This window comes from Melioribacteraceae bacterium, assembly GCA_030584085.1.
Lineage (GTDB): Bacteria > Bacteroidota > Ignavibacteria > Ignavibacteriales > Melioribacteraceae > SURF-28.
Genome location: CP129490.1, coordinates 538,311 through 552,889, shown reverse-complemented (window position 1 = coordinate 552,889; position 14,579 = coordinate 538,311). Strand labels below are relative to the sequence as shown.

The 14,579-nt window shown below is 33.5% G+C and carries 12 protein-coding genes; all 12 read left to right on the top strand.

Annotated features, from left to right (window positions below):
- The first annotated feature begins 227 nt into the window (after positions 1 to 227).
- The 12 genes from QY331_02495 to QY331_02440 all read left to right on the top strand — a co-directional run bounded on the left by QY331_02495 (position 228) and on the right by QY331_02440 (position 14,566).
- Positions 228 to 1,577: a Na(+)-translocating NADH-quinone reductase subunit A gene (locus QY331_02495; GenBank protein WKZ70124.1), complete on the top strand. Its 1,350-nt coding sequence runs from the start codon at positions 228 to 230 to the stop codon at positions 1,575 to 1,577.
- A gap of 3 nt (positions 1,578 to 1,580) precedes the next feature.
- Positions 1,581 to 2,783, top strand: coding sequence for an NADH:ubiquinone reductase (Na(+)-transporting) subunit B (locus tag QY331_02490; GenBank protein WKZ70123.1), 1,203 nt, complete (start codon positions 1,581 to 1,583; stop codon positions 2,781 to 2,783).
- Complete coding sequence (locus QY331_02485) at positions 2,773 to 3,579, top strand: Na(+)-translocating NADH-quinone reductase subunit C (GenBank protein WKZ70122.1); 807 nt, start codon at positions 2,773 to 2,775, stop codon at positions 3,577 to 3,579. The genes QY331_02490 and QY331_02485 overlap by 11 nt, the downstream gene beginning before the upstream one ends.
- Positions 3,566 to 4,186 carry an NADH:ubiquinone reductase (Na(+)-transporting) subunit D gene (locus QY331_02480; GenBank protein ID WKZ70121.1) on the top strand — a complete coding sequence of 207 codons (621 nt, stop codon included), beginning with the start codon at positions 3,566 to 3,568 and terminating at the stop codon, positions 4,184 to 4,186. Before QY331_02485 ends, QY331_02480 begins: the two co-directional genes overlap by 14 nt.
- Positions 4,187 to 4,188: 2 nt before the next feature.
- Positions 4,189 to 4,800 carry an NADH:ubiquinone reductase (Na(+)-transporting) subunit E gene (nqrE, locus tag QY331_02475; GenBank protein ID WKZ70120.1) on the top strand — a complete coding sequence of 204 codons (612 nt, stop codon included), beginning with the start codon at positions 4,189 to 4,191 and terminating at the stop codon, positions 4,798 to 4,800.
- A 12-nt stretch (positions 4,801 to 4,812) separates the two neighbouring features.
- Positions 4,813 to 6,048 carry an NADH:ubiquinone reductase (Na(+)-transporting) subunit F gene (gene nqrF, locus QY331_02470; protein ID WKZ70119.1) on the top strand — a complete coding sequence of 412 codons (1,236 nt, stop codon included), beginning with the start codon at positions 4,813 to 4,815 and terminating at the stop codon, positions 6,046 to 6,048.
- Positions 6,049 to 6,104: 56 nt separating this feature from the next.
- Entirely contained in the window at positions 6,105 to 7,133 is a 1,029-nt protein-coding gene (locus QY331_02465; GenBank protein ID WKZ70118.1) for an FAD:protein FMN transferase, read from the top strand.
- Between the two features lie 17 nt (positions 7,134 to 7,150).
- Positions 7,151 to 7,357, top strand: coding sequence for a hypothetical protein (locus QY331_02460; GenBank protein ID WKZ70117.1), 207 nt, complete (start codon positions 7,151 to 7,153; stop codon positions 7,355 to 7,357).
- A gap of 196 nt (positions 7,358 to 7,553) precedes the next feature.
- Positions 7,554 to 9,821, top strand: a complete 2,268-nt coding sequence (locus tag QY331_02455) for a T9SS type A sorting domain-containing protein (GenBank protein WKZ70116.1) — start codon at positions 7,554 to 7,556, stop codon at positions 9,819 to 9,821.
- Between the two features lie 260 nt (positions 9,822 to 10,081).
- On the top strand, positions 10,082 to 10,834 hold the full coding sequence (locus QY331_02450) for a LytTR family DNA-binding domain-containing protein (protein WKZ70115.1): 753 nt from the start codon (positions 10,082 to 10,084) through the stop codon (positions 10,832 to 10,834).
- Positions 10,835 to 10,836: 2 nt separating this feature from the next.
- The gene (locus QY331_02445; protein ID WKZ70114.1) at positions 10,837 to 13,824 is read left to right on the top strand and encodes a two-component regulator propeller domain-containing protein; all 2,988 of its coding nucleotides are present in this window, start codon (positions 10,837 to 10,839) and stop codon (positions 13,822 to 13,824) included.
- Between the two features lie 466 nt (positions 13,825 to 14,290).
- The gene (locus QY331_02440) at positions 14,291 to 14,566 is read left to right on the top strand and encodes a hypothetical protein (GenBank protein ID WKZ70113.1); all 276 of its coding nucleotides are present in this window, start codon (positions 14,291 to 14,293) and stop codon (positions 14,564 to 14,566) included.
- Positions 14,567 to 14,579: the final 13 nt, after the last annotated feature.

Here is a 14,579-nt window from a genome sequence, read left to right as displayed (position 1 = left end):
GTTTTCTTGAATATATGCTTAAATTTTTTGAAATACTTAAAAATCTTTAAAAATTTATCTATTATGGCACTTTTTTATTAATTTTACTAAAGTCTAAACAATCCAGATCTAATCATTAATTTTCTTTTAAGTTGCGATTTATTTCGTGTTAGTTAGCTGGATTTTCTTTAATAAGACAGTATAAATCGTTATCTTTGTCTCTTTATTTTGAATTATGTAGGAAGAATATGGGAAGAATAAAACTTACTAAAGGATTGGACATTCCGATAAAGGGAAAACCAGTCCAAGAAATTTCCGATGCAGCACCAGTCAGGCGTGTTGCTGTGCTTGGAAATGATTACGTGGGTATGAAACCCACAATGCTGGTTCAAGAAGGAGATATTGTAAAATTAGGGCAGCCTCTTTTTACGGATAAAAAAAATCCTTCAGTTCAATATACATCGCCGGGTAACGGAAAGGTTGTTGAAATTAATCGTGGAGAGAAAAGAGTTTTTCTTTCACTTGTTATTGAATTAAGCGGTAATGAAGAAGTTACTTTCAAAACTACATCTCAAGCTGAATTAAATAATTTGAAACGTGAAGATGTAGTTACTCGTCTCATCGAATCGGGTGAATGGACAGCTTTAAGAGTTAGACCATTCAGCAAAGTTGCAGATCCCGATACAACACCTCATGCTATATTCGTAACCGTGATAGATACGAATCCATTTGCGCCTTCTGTTGAAAAAATTGTTGGGATGAATGAAAATCATTTCAAAAATGGTCTGTCTGTAATTTCTAAACTTACAGATGGGAAAATATTTGTATGTAAATCACCAAACTCAAAAGTTCCGGTTATTGATTCACCGCAAATTTCAGTTGAAGAATTTGAAGGTCCGCATCCGGCAGGTAATGTTGGAACACATATACATTTCTTAAGCCCGGTTAGTAGAAAAAGATTTGTCTGGCACATAACCACTCAAGACTTGATAGCAATAGGTCATCTCTTTACAACCGGTAAAATTATGACAGATAGAATTGTTTCTCTTGCCGGTTCTTCAGTTAAAAATCCTAGATTAATTAAAACCAGACGCGGTGCATCAATTACCGAAATAATTACAAATGAAATTAATGATGATAACTATAGAGCAATTTCCGGTTCGGTACTTTCAGGAAGAAACGCGGTTGATGCCGAAGCCTATTTAGGAAGATTTCATCAACAAATTTCTGTTATTCCTAATCCGGTTAAACGAAATTTCTTAGGATGGTTAAATCCATTTGTTAATCATTATTCAATGAAAAATATAGTATTCTCAAAATTGTCTCCATCTAAAGAATACGAATTCAGCACAGAACTTCACGGCGGTAAAAGAGCAATTGTACCAAGTGGAAATTTTGAAGAAGTAATGCCGATGGATATTCTTCCGACATATCTATTACGTGCACTGGCGGTAAAAGATGTTGAAGAAGCTGAACAACTCGGCATATTAGAATTAGATGAAGAAGATTTAGCACTATGTACTTTTTCTTGTCCTTCTAAACTAGAATACGGACCTATGTTAAGGGAAAATTTAACAATTATTGAAAAGGAAGGTTAATTCGTGAAGCTTTTAAGAAACTTTTTAGACAAACAGGAAAAACATTTCCATAAAGGCGGAAAACTTGAGAAGTTATTCCCCTTGTATGAAGCTGCTGATACTTTCCTCTATACAACCGCATCCCAGACAAAATCGGCTTCGCATGTTAGAGATGTGATGGATCTTAAACGTATGATGATGATGGTTGTTATTGCGTTAGCTCCGGCAGTTTTTATGGCTTTTTATAATACAGGTTTACAAGCTAATCTTGGTTTGCAGGCAACCGGTGCAACAAGCTCGCCACACTGGCAAGCTCAAGTTTTACAATGGCTTGGGTTCGGTTTTGATCCTTCAAACATTTTAGCCAATATAATTTTTGGCGGGTTGTACTTTCTGCCGGTTTATTTGGTAACTATTGCTGTCGGTGGATTTTGGGAAGTGATTTTTGCCACCGTTAGAAAACATGAAATCAATGAAGGATTTCTTGTTACATCACTCTTATTTCCATTAATACTTCCTCCTAATATTCCTTACTGGCAAGTTGCTATTGGAATTTCATTCGGTGTCGTTATTGGAAAAGAAGTATTCGGCGGTGTGGGGATGAATATTCTAAATCCGGCATTAACCGCTAGAGCGTTTTTATTCTTCGCTTATCCGGCAGAAATTTCGGGCGATAAAGTTTGGGTTGCAGTTGATGGACTTAGTCAAGCAACAGCTTTAGCACAATTTGCTGATTCCACAATGGAAGTTTCATATTCATGGATGGATGCGTTCTTAGGTTTTATTCCAGGTTCCATGGGAGAAACTTCAGCGCTTGCATGTTTAATCGGTGCAGCAATATTAATAATAAGTAAAGTTGGTTCATGGAAGATAATGTTCTCAATTATTGTTGGAACAACACTTACGACCTTATTACTTAATACAGTTGGAAGTTCAACAAATCCGATGTTTGAAATGCCATTATACTGGCATTTTGTATTAGGCGGATTTGCATTCGGAACAGTATTTATGGCAACCGACCCCGTTAGTGCTGCAATGACTGAAAACGGGAAATATGTTTACGGATTTTTAATCGGTTTCCTTACAGTTTTAGTTAGGGTTGTTAATCCGGCTTTCCCGGAAGGTATGATGTTGGCCATTTTATTCATGAACGTATTCGCTCCTATAATAGATCGATACTTTATAAACAAAAATATTAAAAGGAGGCTTGCAAGAAATGTCATCTGATAGCACAAAAAAAACTATACAGGTTGCGTTAGGAATATGTCTTGTATGCTCTATTTTAGTTTCTTCTGCTGCGGTCTCCTTAAGCTCAAGACAAGCAGAAAATAAACAAGTAGATAAAATAAAGAATATTCTCGCGGCCGGCGGGATCGATTATGAAAATAAGAACCCGCAAGAAATTTATAACAACAAAATAAAAGCCGTTACTATCGAACTAGAAAGTGGTGAAGTTATAAATCCGGAAGAAAAATCCGAATTGCTTACGCCCAAAAACTTCGATATTAAAAAGGTAAGCAATATTTCAGATTTAAGTGTAAGTATTCCCTCCTCTGAAGATATCGCGGGTATCAAGCGTAAACCAACCCACATGATCATTTATGAAGTTCTTACTGAAGATAAGAATATTGATAAATTTATCTTCCCCGTACATGGGAAAGGATTATGGTCAACAATGTATGGCTTTATCTCATTAGATAAAGAACTAAAAAATGTTGAAGGGATAACTTTTTACGAACATGGTGAAACTCCCGGTCTTGGCGGTGAAGTTGATAATCCAAACTGGAAAGCCAGCTGGAAAGGTAAAAAAGCTTTCAACGAAGATGGTGAATTTATCATAGAAGTATTAAAAGGAAAAGTTGATCCTACAAACCCAAAAGCTAATCATCAAATTGATGGACTTTCCGGTTCAACTTTAACAACACGCGGACTTGATAATTTAATGAAATATTGGCTTGGCGAAAATGGCTACGGCGCTTTTATTGAGAATGTGAGAGTGGAGGGGTCAAATGAAGAAATATAAAGAAATATTACTCGACCCGATTTTTAATAATAACCCTATTGCGTTACAGATTCTAGGTATCTGTTCTGCGTTAGCTGTTACATCAAAGTTAGAGACATCTATTGTTATGTCGCTTGCTGTAATTTTTGTTGTATCTCTCTCTAATTTTTCTGTTAGCTTAATTAGAAATCATATTCCCGGCAGCATAAGAATTTTAGTTGAAATGACAATTATAGCTTCTTTGGTAATCATTGCCGATCAAATCATAAAAGCTTTCCTTTTTGATATAAGCAAACAGCTTTCAGTTTATGTTGGATTAATTATAACCAACTGTATTATTATGGGTAGAGCTGAAGCATTTGCTCTTCAAAATACACCCGGAAGAAGTTTTCTTGATGGAATTGGAAACGGTTTAGGTTATTCATTTGTACTTCTGTTTGTAGGATTTTTTAGAGAACTATTCGGTTCCGGTAAATTACTTGGATTTACAGTATTCCAATTAAATACCGAAGGCGGATGGTATAATCCTAATGGTTTATTCCTCTTAGCTCCAAGTGCATTTATTATAATCGGTTTACTAATCTGGGCAATTCGTACTTGGAAACCAGAACAAGTTGAGGAGGCATAATTATGTTAGAACATTATTTAAGTCTTTTTATAAAATCCATTTTTATCGAGAATATGGCACTAGCATTCTTTTTAGGAATGTGTACATTTCTTGCCGTTTCTAAAAGAGTTGAAACTGCTGTCGGTTTAGGTATTGCCGTAGTTGTTGTGCAAACTATTACGGTTCCGGTTAATAATCTTATATATAATAATGTACTTAGAGAAGGTGCCCTTGCCGGTCTTGGTTTTGAAACACTTGATCTTACATTTCTCGGATTGATCACATACATTGGCGTAATTGCCGCAATGGTTCAGATATTAGAAATGGTGCTTGATAAGTTCGTCCCAAAATTATATAACTCGCTTGGAATATTTTTACCTCTCATTACTGTTAACTGTGCAATCCTTGGTGGTACACTTTTTATGGTAGAAAGAGATTACATCTTCGGTGAGAGTGTTGTATTTGGGTTAGGTTCAGGCGCCGGATTTGCGATTGCGATTATTGCTCTTGCCGGTATTCGTGAGAAAATGAAATACAGTAATGTACCCGAAGGATTAAGAGGTCTCGGTATAACTTTTATAACTGTTGGATTAATGGCTATTGCATTTATGCTGTTTTCCGGAATTCAATTATAAGGATTTTTTAACATGGAAGGAATCAACATAATAATTATCGGCGTCGTGATGTTCACCTTGATTGTGTTGGTCTTGGTTGGATTAATCTTATTTGCTAAATCAAAATTAGTTGCTTCTGGCAACGTAAGCATTTCAATTAATGACGATCCCGAAAAAGCAATTACAGTTCCAATCGGCGGAAAATTGTTAAACGTATTAGCCGATAACAAAATTTATCTACCCTCGGCTTGTGGCGGAGGTGGTACCTGCGGTGAATGTAAATGTGTAGTTAGTGATGGCGGTGGTGACGTTCTACCTACAGAAAAATCTAAATTGAACAGAAAACAAGTTCGCGAACATTTTAGATTGAGTTGTCAAGTTCCCGTAAAGAGCGATATGAAGATTGAAGTCCCGCATGAAGTTTTTGATATTAAAAAATGGGAATGTACAGTTAAGTCAAATAAGAACGTTGCTACTTTTATTAAAGAACTTGTTCTTGAACTACCTGAAGGTGAAAATGTAGATTTCCGTGCTGGTGGTTATATTCAAATTGAAGCTCCTCCTCACGAATTGGACTTCAAAGATTTCGAAGTTGAAGAACAATTCAGAGAGGATTGGGATAAATACAATGTTTGGCAATACAAATCAAAAGTTACCGAACCGATTGTGAGAGCTTATTCAATGGCTAACTTTCCTCTCGAAAAAGGAAAGATTATGCTTAACGTAAGAATAGCAACACCTCCACCTAGGTTACCGAATGTTCCTCCCGGTCAAATGTCATCATTCATCTTTAACTTAAAACCGGGTGATAAAGTTACAATCTCAGGTCCATATGGTGAGTTCTTTGCAAAAGATACCGATAACGAAATGGTATTTATTGGCGGTGGTGCTGGTATGGCGCCAATGCGTTCTCATATTTTTGATCAGTTAGTTAGACTAAAATCAAAACGCAAAATGACTTTCTGGTACGGTGCCAGAAGTGTTCGTGAAATTTTCTATAAAGAAGATTTTGATAAGCTTGCTGCCGAGAACGACAACTTTACTTGGCATATTGGTTTATCGGAACCATTACCGGAAGATAATTGGACCGGTTACGTTGGATTTATTCATCAAGTTCTTTATGACAACTATCTTAAAAATCATCCTGCGCCGGAAGATTGTGAATACTACTTATGCGGTCCGCCTATGATGAACGCAGCAGTTTTAAAACTTCTTGATGATCTTGGCGTAGAACCCGAAAACATTTTACTCGATGATTTCGGTGGTTAATAAAATTAAAAGAAAGTCATCCCGAAGCCGTAATTAAATTACGGCTTCAGTTTATTATGAAACCTAAAAGAATTATATATTTTCTCATCTTCTTATTACTGCTGATTACTTCATGTACAAATGTTGAGCAAAACAATTTTTTAGAAATTAACGGCTCAACAATGGGTACAACATATTCCGTAAAAGTTGTGATCGATCAGTCAACTGCACAACTAAATGAAATTGTACTAAAAGAAAAAATTGATTCCGTTTTAGTCATAGTAAACCGGCAAATGTCAACGTATATCCCGACTTCCGAGATTTCAGTATTTAATAATCTGGAAAGTAATAAATGGTTTGAAATTTCAGAAGACTTTGCATTTGTACTTTATGAATCGATAGATATTTGTAAATTAAGCAGCGGAAGTTTAGATATTACCGTTGGACCATTGGTAAATATTTGGGGTTTCGGACCTGATCAAAGACCAAGAAAAATTCCATCTCAAACTGAAATTGATTCCGCAATGCAATTAGTCGGAATTCAAAATTTGAATGTGAAACTCGAACCCCCATCAGTAATGAAAGGTATTGCAAATTTGGAAATTGATTTATCATCAACGGCAAAAGGTTTTGGCGTTGATAAAGTTTTCGCTTTATTAAATGAGCTAGGTTATAAAAACTCAATGGTTGAAATCGGCGGCGAAGTTCGAACCTCGGGATTAAATCATAAAAATGAAAAATGGAAGATTGGGATTTCGGAAGCTGATCATTCCGGTGCAATTAACAAAGTTGTTCAGTTAAGTGATCTTTCGATGGCAACTTCTGGTGATTATTGGAATTACTTCGAAGAAAATGGTATTAGATATTCACATACAATTGATCCGAGAACAGGAAAACCCATAACTCATAAACTGGCATCGATAACTGTTTTTGATTCTACTTGTTTAAGAGCAGATGGTTTTGCCACTGCTTTATATGTTATGGGTCCAGAAAAAGCTTACGATTTCGCGGTTGAAATGGAACTTCCAGTTTATATGATTGTTAAGAAGGATACTGGATTTGGAACTGTTAAAAGTCCAAAGTTTATAGAACTTTTTGAAAAGTAAAAAGGAAATTAAAATAAATGTTACAAATAGTTATAGTCACGTTATTTTTTGTGTTAGCGTTTTCGTTAATGGCAATGGCACTTCATTTTGCAAAATGGAAGAAGAAAGGTGAATCCGGTTGCTGCGGAGGCGGGCATTGTGAAACAAATGGCGGCGGACATAGCTGCTACAGCAGTAAAATTAATTATCTTGATGAAAAAGTTTTGAAGCCGAATAAAAACTAATATCACAAGTTATGTTTCTAGATCTTATTAATATAAAATTTGTTGATCTGTTTAATATTCAATTCAAAAATCACAGACCACTTAATAAAATAAATAACCAGAACTCTCTGCTCGTACAAATCTTCTTAATAATACCATTGCCTCTTTAATAAGTATTAGTTAAATTTAGTTTATTCTATATAAAATCTAATTAAAAATGAAAATTTTATGTTGTCTTTTGATCTTGTTTACTATTCAAACTAATTCACAAACTAGAATTTACCCACCGTTACCTCATGATAGAATAGTTGATATACAATTTATTAATGAGAGAGAGTTTATTTTAATTAGCGAAAATGGTAGTATATATAAATCGTATGATCAGGGTAATCGATGGGTACATAAGCAATCGATTAGTAATGAAAAATTTGATCGAATAAAATTTGCGGATGAGCATGTAGGATATATACTACCAGAAAAGTCATCACTTGATGAATTCTCAAATTTATATTTTACCTTGGATGGAGGTGAAAGTTGGGTAATGCATAGTTTTTCCATTCAGGGATTTCTTGATTTCTTACCGGTCACTCGTGGTATACTTTTACAAAGTGATTACAATGGGAATATATTACGACTAGACAATTTTTTTGATGAGTGGGATACTACCTACCAGTTACCAAAATTTTTGATTACTATTAACTATCCTGCTTACGATGAAATTTATTATAGTTACGGTGCGATAGATGGATTTACAAAACTACCATCTGGTGATATAATCGCTAACGCTTATTATTATAATGCTTTGAATTTCGGAATTATTACTGATTCGGTTAATGTCTTGTTTAAAAGCAGCGATCTCGGAGTAACATGGGAGATAATATGGTCGGGATTATTTAGCAATATATTTGATATACAGTTTGCTTCTGATAGTATTGGATATTTTCAGCACAAGATTTATGATGTGTACACTTCTCGAGACTCTGGTAGAAATTGGACGGGTTTGCCTAAACCCGAAAATTCAAAGTGGATTACTCAAATAAGTGTTGCAAGTGAGGACACCGTTTACATCGTGAGTGATGATACAATTTTTGTTAGCACTGATGGTGGAAATAATTGGCATAATACCAACCAGAGGACAAATGGATTTAGGAAATTAAAATTTTTTAATGGTGAACTAGGATTTAATTTTGGAGATAGTCTTTTTAGGTCTTCAAATTCTGGTTCAAGTTGGGAAAATTTGTATGATTTTAAAAAAGATGATATCATCGATCTGAATTTTGTAAGTAAAGACGTAGGTTTTTGCCAAGGCAGAGATACATTCTACAGATCAAACAATGGTGGTTATGAGTGGGAGGTAATTGAATCAATCCAAAACATTAAAAATGAGATGAATTTGACCCCTAATTCTTTTGCCTTGCTAAGTGAGTCGATTGGTTTTATTGGTTTTAGCAAAGGTAGACTTTATAAAACTGTTAATGGTGGTGATGATTGGGAATTAGTCTCTCTTCAACCTTATCCAAGCGAATTTAGAAAACTCTGGAAATTAAATAACTCCACAATTCTTTTAAGTTTTGCTAAAATAATTAATGCGGAGACAGAAAAACATGAAGTTCTGAATTATCTTTCAACTGACAGTGGTTCTTCCTGGAAAACAATTCCAATAGATTCTACCAACGGTCCAACGGAATTCTCTGAAATTGTATTTATAGCACCAAATTATTTGTTTGTGCTAGATCGTAATAGCGGTCTTTGGTTATCCGAAGATACAGCTAAATCTTGGTTTCATATTTATGATCACGAAAAGTATTTTGTTGGAGGGTTGGCTTTTGATTTTTTTGATCGAAACTTTGGGATCATTGCTAAATCATTCGAAGGTAATTTAATAACGGTAGACGGTGGAAAGAATTGGTCAATTTTTAGTAAAATAGTAAATAATCACCCGAGTGATTTTGAAATTTTAGGTAAGAATTCTGCAGGTGAATTTATTGCACTTGAAAGTGGTAGAGATGGAGTACTCTTGGAATACCATATTTCATCCAGCGGTGAGTTAATTTCTCAACGCAAAATTGAAACCGAAACCTCTGTTGAACTTCGTAAAATTGAAACTTTTTACCACAACGATGATGTGCATACTTGGATTAGCGGCGATGATTTTATTTTGTTATATAAAATTCACCAATCTGAAATTACAAGTGTTGGTGAGCAAGAAATCATTTTGCCTTCAAGCTTCACATTACACCAAAACTATCCCAATCCGTTTAATCCTAAATCAATGATTAGATTTCATGTTAATAAAACCAGTAAAGTGCAATTAAAGGTTTTTGATATCTTAGGCCGGGTTATATCAATATTAGTTGATGAATTCATGCAGCCTGGGAAATATGAAGTAGAATTTGATGGGAGTAAACTTGTCAGCGGGATTTATTTTTATCAAATTATTACGGATAGTTTTGTAGATACAAAGAAGATGGTATTAATCAAATAGTTAAGAGGGGTTATTTCCCCTCTTTAATTTTAATCCTATTAAAAAAAAATAATTCGATATAAACTTAATTGTAAACTGTACAAAATTTATACAGACACTTATTTTCTTAAAACTGAAGCAAATAAATATTTCATTTCTGAACCCCACTCTCAAGTCGCAAGATAGATAAGTAACTATAGAAAGTAATCCAAATATTAATGTAGTTTGTTAATAGTACAATATGTATTATTACCAGTACTAAAAAATGTGACAATCCATAAATGTCTTCACAAGGCATAATAAATAAACTCACTGCCATTATAGTTGATGACGAACTTCACGGTAGAGAAAATTTAAAAGCAATTATCGAAAACTACTGCTCCGAAATTGAAATTCTCGGATTAGCCGATTCAGTAATGGCTGCAAGAAATCTTGTAAACATTCACAATCCCAATATTGTCTTTCTCGATATAAGTATGCCGGTACTTAACGGTTTTGATTTTCTCGACGAATTTGATTCACGAAACTTTTTTGTAGTATTCGTCAGCGCTCATCAAGAATTCGGGATTAAAGCGATTAAAGCTGGTGCTACGGATTATATACTCAAACCGATAAACATTAAAGAACTGAAACAGACTGTAAAAAAAATTTTATCACTGCAAGTAAGAGCTAATCAAGTTGTAACTCAAATTGATAATGAAAAATTAGTTCTCCCCGCTTCTCATGGTTTTAATGTAATTATTATTGATGACATAATCAGATTAGAAGCCGACGGTTGTTATACAAAAGTAATTGTTAAAGAAAAAAAGAATTCAATTATATCCCGAACATTAAAAGATTTTGAGGAGAATCTTCCAAAAGAAAAATTCTTCAGAGTTCACAAATCTCACATAGTCAGTTTGAAGTACATTAAAGATTATTCGAATATAAGCGGGAATTATGTAACAATGATTGATGGAAGTAAAATTGAAATATCCCGCAGGAAAGCACCCGAATTTATTCAAAAAATTAAGACAGCTCTGAAGACAGTCTAATCATGACTAACAAAATATTTATAGTTGTTTTAATAGGTCTTTTTCTGTCTACATCTCATTATTCACAAACACCGCCTTATTATCATTACACATCCTCTAATGGACTGGCTTCTTCCACAGTTTTTCATATGATTCAAGATAAAGCTGGTTATATATGGTTTGGCACTCTAAATGGATTAAGCAGATTTGACGGAACTAGATTTATTACATACAGAACTAAGGATGGACTAAATTCTAATTCTATAACTCAAATTTTAGAAGGTGAGGATAATCAACTTTATTTATCAAATTTTGAAAGAGGTATTAATTTATTAAGTAATGGAAAAATTGAAAACCTAATTGAGAATATTGACGGTAGATATCACACTGCATCATATATGATTGACTATAAACAAAAAATATATGCATATGCACCACTGTTATCTTTTATTGTTTTTGATAAAAATAAATTTAAAAAAGACTCGGCATATATTATAACTTCAAACCCGATTTTAGTTAATAAATTAGTTGTTCTACCTAAGGGAAATCTTGCTGCACTCACTCATACCGGATTATATGATTTTATTGATGACCAATTTTATAAAATCAGTATTAAAGGTTTGAATGACATCAATGCTACCTCATATGCAAAAGATAATGACGGAAGTTATTTACTTGGTTCAATCGGCGCTATTTACAGAATAAAAGACAATACTTTGGTAGAAAAATATAATATCGAATTTTCTAAGGATATAAAAATTGAGAATGTTTTTAGCGATAGTAAAGGGAACATCTGGTTCAGTACTCCGGGCAAGGGGTTTTATGTAATCTACAAAGGCTCCGATGAAATAATTAACTTGGGCACAAAACTTAAACTTGATATTACGCATATAACTAATTTCCTGGAGGACAGCGAAGGAAATATTTGGATTACAACATTCGGCAAAGGAGTATATTGTTTGAATAATCTTTATTTAAAAAATTATACGGAATATGACGGATTAATTAACAATAATATTAATACCATTACAAAAGATAATTCGGGCAGAATTATAATCGGAACCTTTAAAGGAATTAACATTTTAGAAAAAAACAGTTTGCATAAACTAAGCGGCAAATTAGATAAAGAACTTATTGGAGATATTAACAGCATAATTGTTGATAAAAACAATGTATATGTCGCTTGGTCAGCTAACCCTTTGTACTCTGCAAGTATAAAATATAAGGAGCTTCAATTTAATATTACCGGTAAACGATCTCTTTTAAAATTATCTTCAGGTGATTTTGTTTATGGAGGATGGGGTAATGATATTAGAATAAGTAAAAATTTTGAATTAACTTCTCAAAATCCGGTATATTATTTAAGTGATCAAATGCAATCCAATAGGATTTATAACCTCAAAGAAGATAGTAAAAAAAATCTTTGGATTGCTTCAGCACTTGGTTTAATTAAATTAACAAATCTATACGAAAAAGATGCTGCTTGGAGTTGGGACAAAACTTTATACAGCGATAATCAAATTCTCAATTCAAGAATAAATTACATTCACGAGGATTCTAAAAATATAGTTTGGTTTGCCGGTTCCAAAGGAGTCGCCTCCTATGATTTTAAATCAGAAAGAATAGATAATTATATAAATGTTAACGGGTTTGATTTATCAAGTGCAACTTCAATTTCATCGGATAGTAAAAACAGAATTTGGATTGGTACTTTAAGCGGTCTTTATTTTATGGAAGGAAATAATATTAAGTATCTTAACAGCAAAACCGGACTTCCCGCCGATGAAATACTTTCATTGTTTTATGATAAAGATGAAGACTATTTGTATATCGGGACAAGTAATGGTTTGTCCATTATGGATATCAAATTATTTGATAGTTACGTTTATCCTGAACTAAATATAAAAATAAATAATATAAAGTCGGGAGACTCCGTTTATACTGACTATAATAATTTAATATTCGAGCCGAATCAAAACAATATTTATATGGACTTTAGTGTTTTATTGTATTCGTCACCCGATATAATTAAATATAGATATAAACTTAATAATCAATTACTGGAAACAAATCACAATTTTCTAAATTTAACTTCATTACTAAACGGTAAGTACGAGCTTGAAATAGCAGCGAAAACTCATAACACGGACTGGGGAAAACCTTTGTTAATGAAGTTTGAGGTTTTACCCAATTTTTACGAAACCCTTTGGTTCTATGCCGTTATGCTATTTCTTTTTATTGTTTTAATAATTTCAATCGCTGCAAGACGAATTAAAATTAATAGCAAAAAGAACAGTGAACAAATTGAACTTAACGAAAGAATAAATCAACTTAAACATCAAGCTTTATCCTCAATGATGAATCCGCATTTTACATTTAACGCTCTTAACTCCGTTCAGTATCTTATAAATTCTAATCGAAACGAAGAAGCAAATAATTATATAGCTATGATGGCTAAACTCATCAGGAAACACCTAGATACAGCCGGAAACGGGTTTATTCCTTTATCCGAAGAGATAACTCGACTTAAGCTTTATTTGAATCTCGAAAAATTGAGATTCCAGGATAGATTCTCTTATGAGATTATTAATGAAACAAATATTGATGCATCTTCAGTAATGATACCCAATATGATAATTCAGCCCTTTGTAGAAAACTCACTTTGGCATGGAATACTCGATTCCGGTGATGAAGGATTACTTTCGGTCTCTTTCTCGTTCGAGAATGTAGATATTGATTCAGTTTTGTGCAGAGCGTTAATTATAAAGGTCACTGATAATGGTATCGGGATCAAAACAGCAAAGAAGCAGAAAGAAGAAGAATCAAAAGGAAAAGAAGATCATATATCTAAAGGAATTCAAATAGTCGAAGAACGTTTGAGATTATTAAGTACAAAAATGCACATCCCTCAACCGATAATGTTTGAAGATCTCAGCAGCCGCGATAACAATTCACAAGGAACAGAAGTTATTATTTCACTTCCTCCAACTCTTTACAAGATTATTAGTTAGAGCAATTTTTATTGAACCCCTATAGGGTTCATTTGCTTTACGTGGTTTCATTTTCTCCGTGTTTCACACGAAGCTATTTATATTTGACTGCTTCGTAGTCATTAAGATGCATTATGTATTTCACAAAATTTAGGAAATAACTCCAAAGGAGTTAAATATGAATAACTTTGGGCAACGCCCCAAGTTAAACGACCTATTTATTCAACAACAACCATGAAGTGGTTGAATAGAGGGAGATAGATTGGAATCTAATGCTACAAAAAAAAAGAATATAAATCAAATCATATTAGTGAGGTAAATCCAATTTATTTTGAACAGCGATGAACTAGAGATAAATATCCGTCCAACTCTTACCGATTAATTAGTAAAACATACCGTTAATTTAATAAAAGATACCGCATCCTTATTTGCTCTTGTAGCAGCACTCCTATTGATATAGATTTGATCAAAAATCGGATATCATATCGTGAGAATTGTTAAAGAATTGTTCAGCTTGTTTTCAATAATATTTTCAAATCATTCTTCCAAGCACTATAAACCCGCTCCACTTTTAATAATTAAGAAAGAATCTTCGCCTAACAATTCTGATGTAAAAGAATACAATTCAATTGACGAAGCGATTGCCGATCTGGAAAACGATCCGAATGTACCAAAAGAAAAAATTGAAAAATTAAAGTCATCCTTAAGAAAGTTGAAGGACAAAACTTCAATCAAGATTAAGAATGGTGAATTAATTAAATAACAAAACCGAGGTT

Excerpts from the sequence above, each read along its gene's own strand:
- QY331_02485 (WKZ70122.1), top strand. The coding sequence starts at position 2,773 with ATGTCATCTGATAGCACAAAAAAAACTATACAGGTTGCGTTAGGAATA.
- QY331_02480 (WKZ70121.1), top strand. The coding sequence starts at position 3,566 with ATGAAGAAATATAAAGAAATATTACTCGACCCGATTTTTAATAATAAC.
- QY331_02465 (WKZ70118.1), top strand. The coding sequence starts at position 6,105 with ATGAAACCTAAAAGAATTATATATTTTCTCATCTTCTTATTACTGCTG.
- QY331_02450 (WKZ70115.1), top strand. The coding sequence starts at position 10,082 with ATGTCTTCACAAGGCATAATAAATAAACTCACTGCCATTATAGTTGAT.
- QY331_02455 (WKZ70116.1), top strand. The coding sequence starts at position 7,554 with ATGAAAATTTTATGTTGTCTTTTGATCTTGTTTACTATTCAAACTAAT.
- nqrE (WKZ70120.1), top strand. The coding sequence starts at position 4,189 with ATGTTAGAACATTATTTAAGTCTTTTTATAAAATCCATTTTTATCGAG.
- QY331_02445 (WKZ70114.1), top strand. The coding sequence starts at position 10,837 with ATGACTAACAAAATATTTATAGTTGTTTTAATAGGTCTTTTTCTGTCT.
- QY331_02495 (WKZ70124.1), top strand. The coding sequence starts at position 228 with ATGGGAAGAATAAAACTTACTAAAGGATTGGACATTCCGATAAAGGGA.
- QY331_02460 (WKZ70117.1), top strand. The coding sequence starts at position 7,151 with ATGTTACAAATAGTTATAGTCACGTTATTTTTTGTGTTAGCGTTTTCG.
- nqrF (WKZ70119.1), top strand. The coding sequence starts at position 4,813 with ATGGAAGGAATCAACATAATAATTATCGGCGTCGTGATGTTCACCTTG.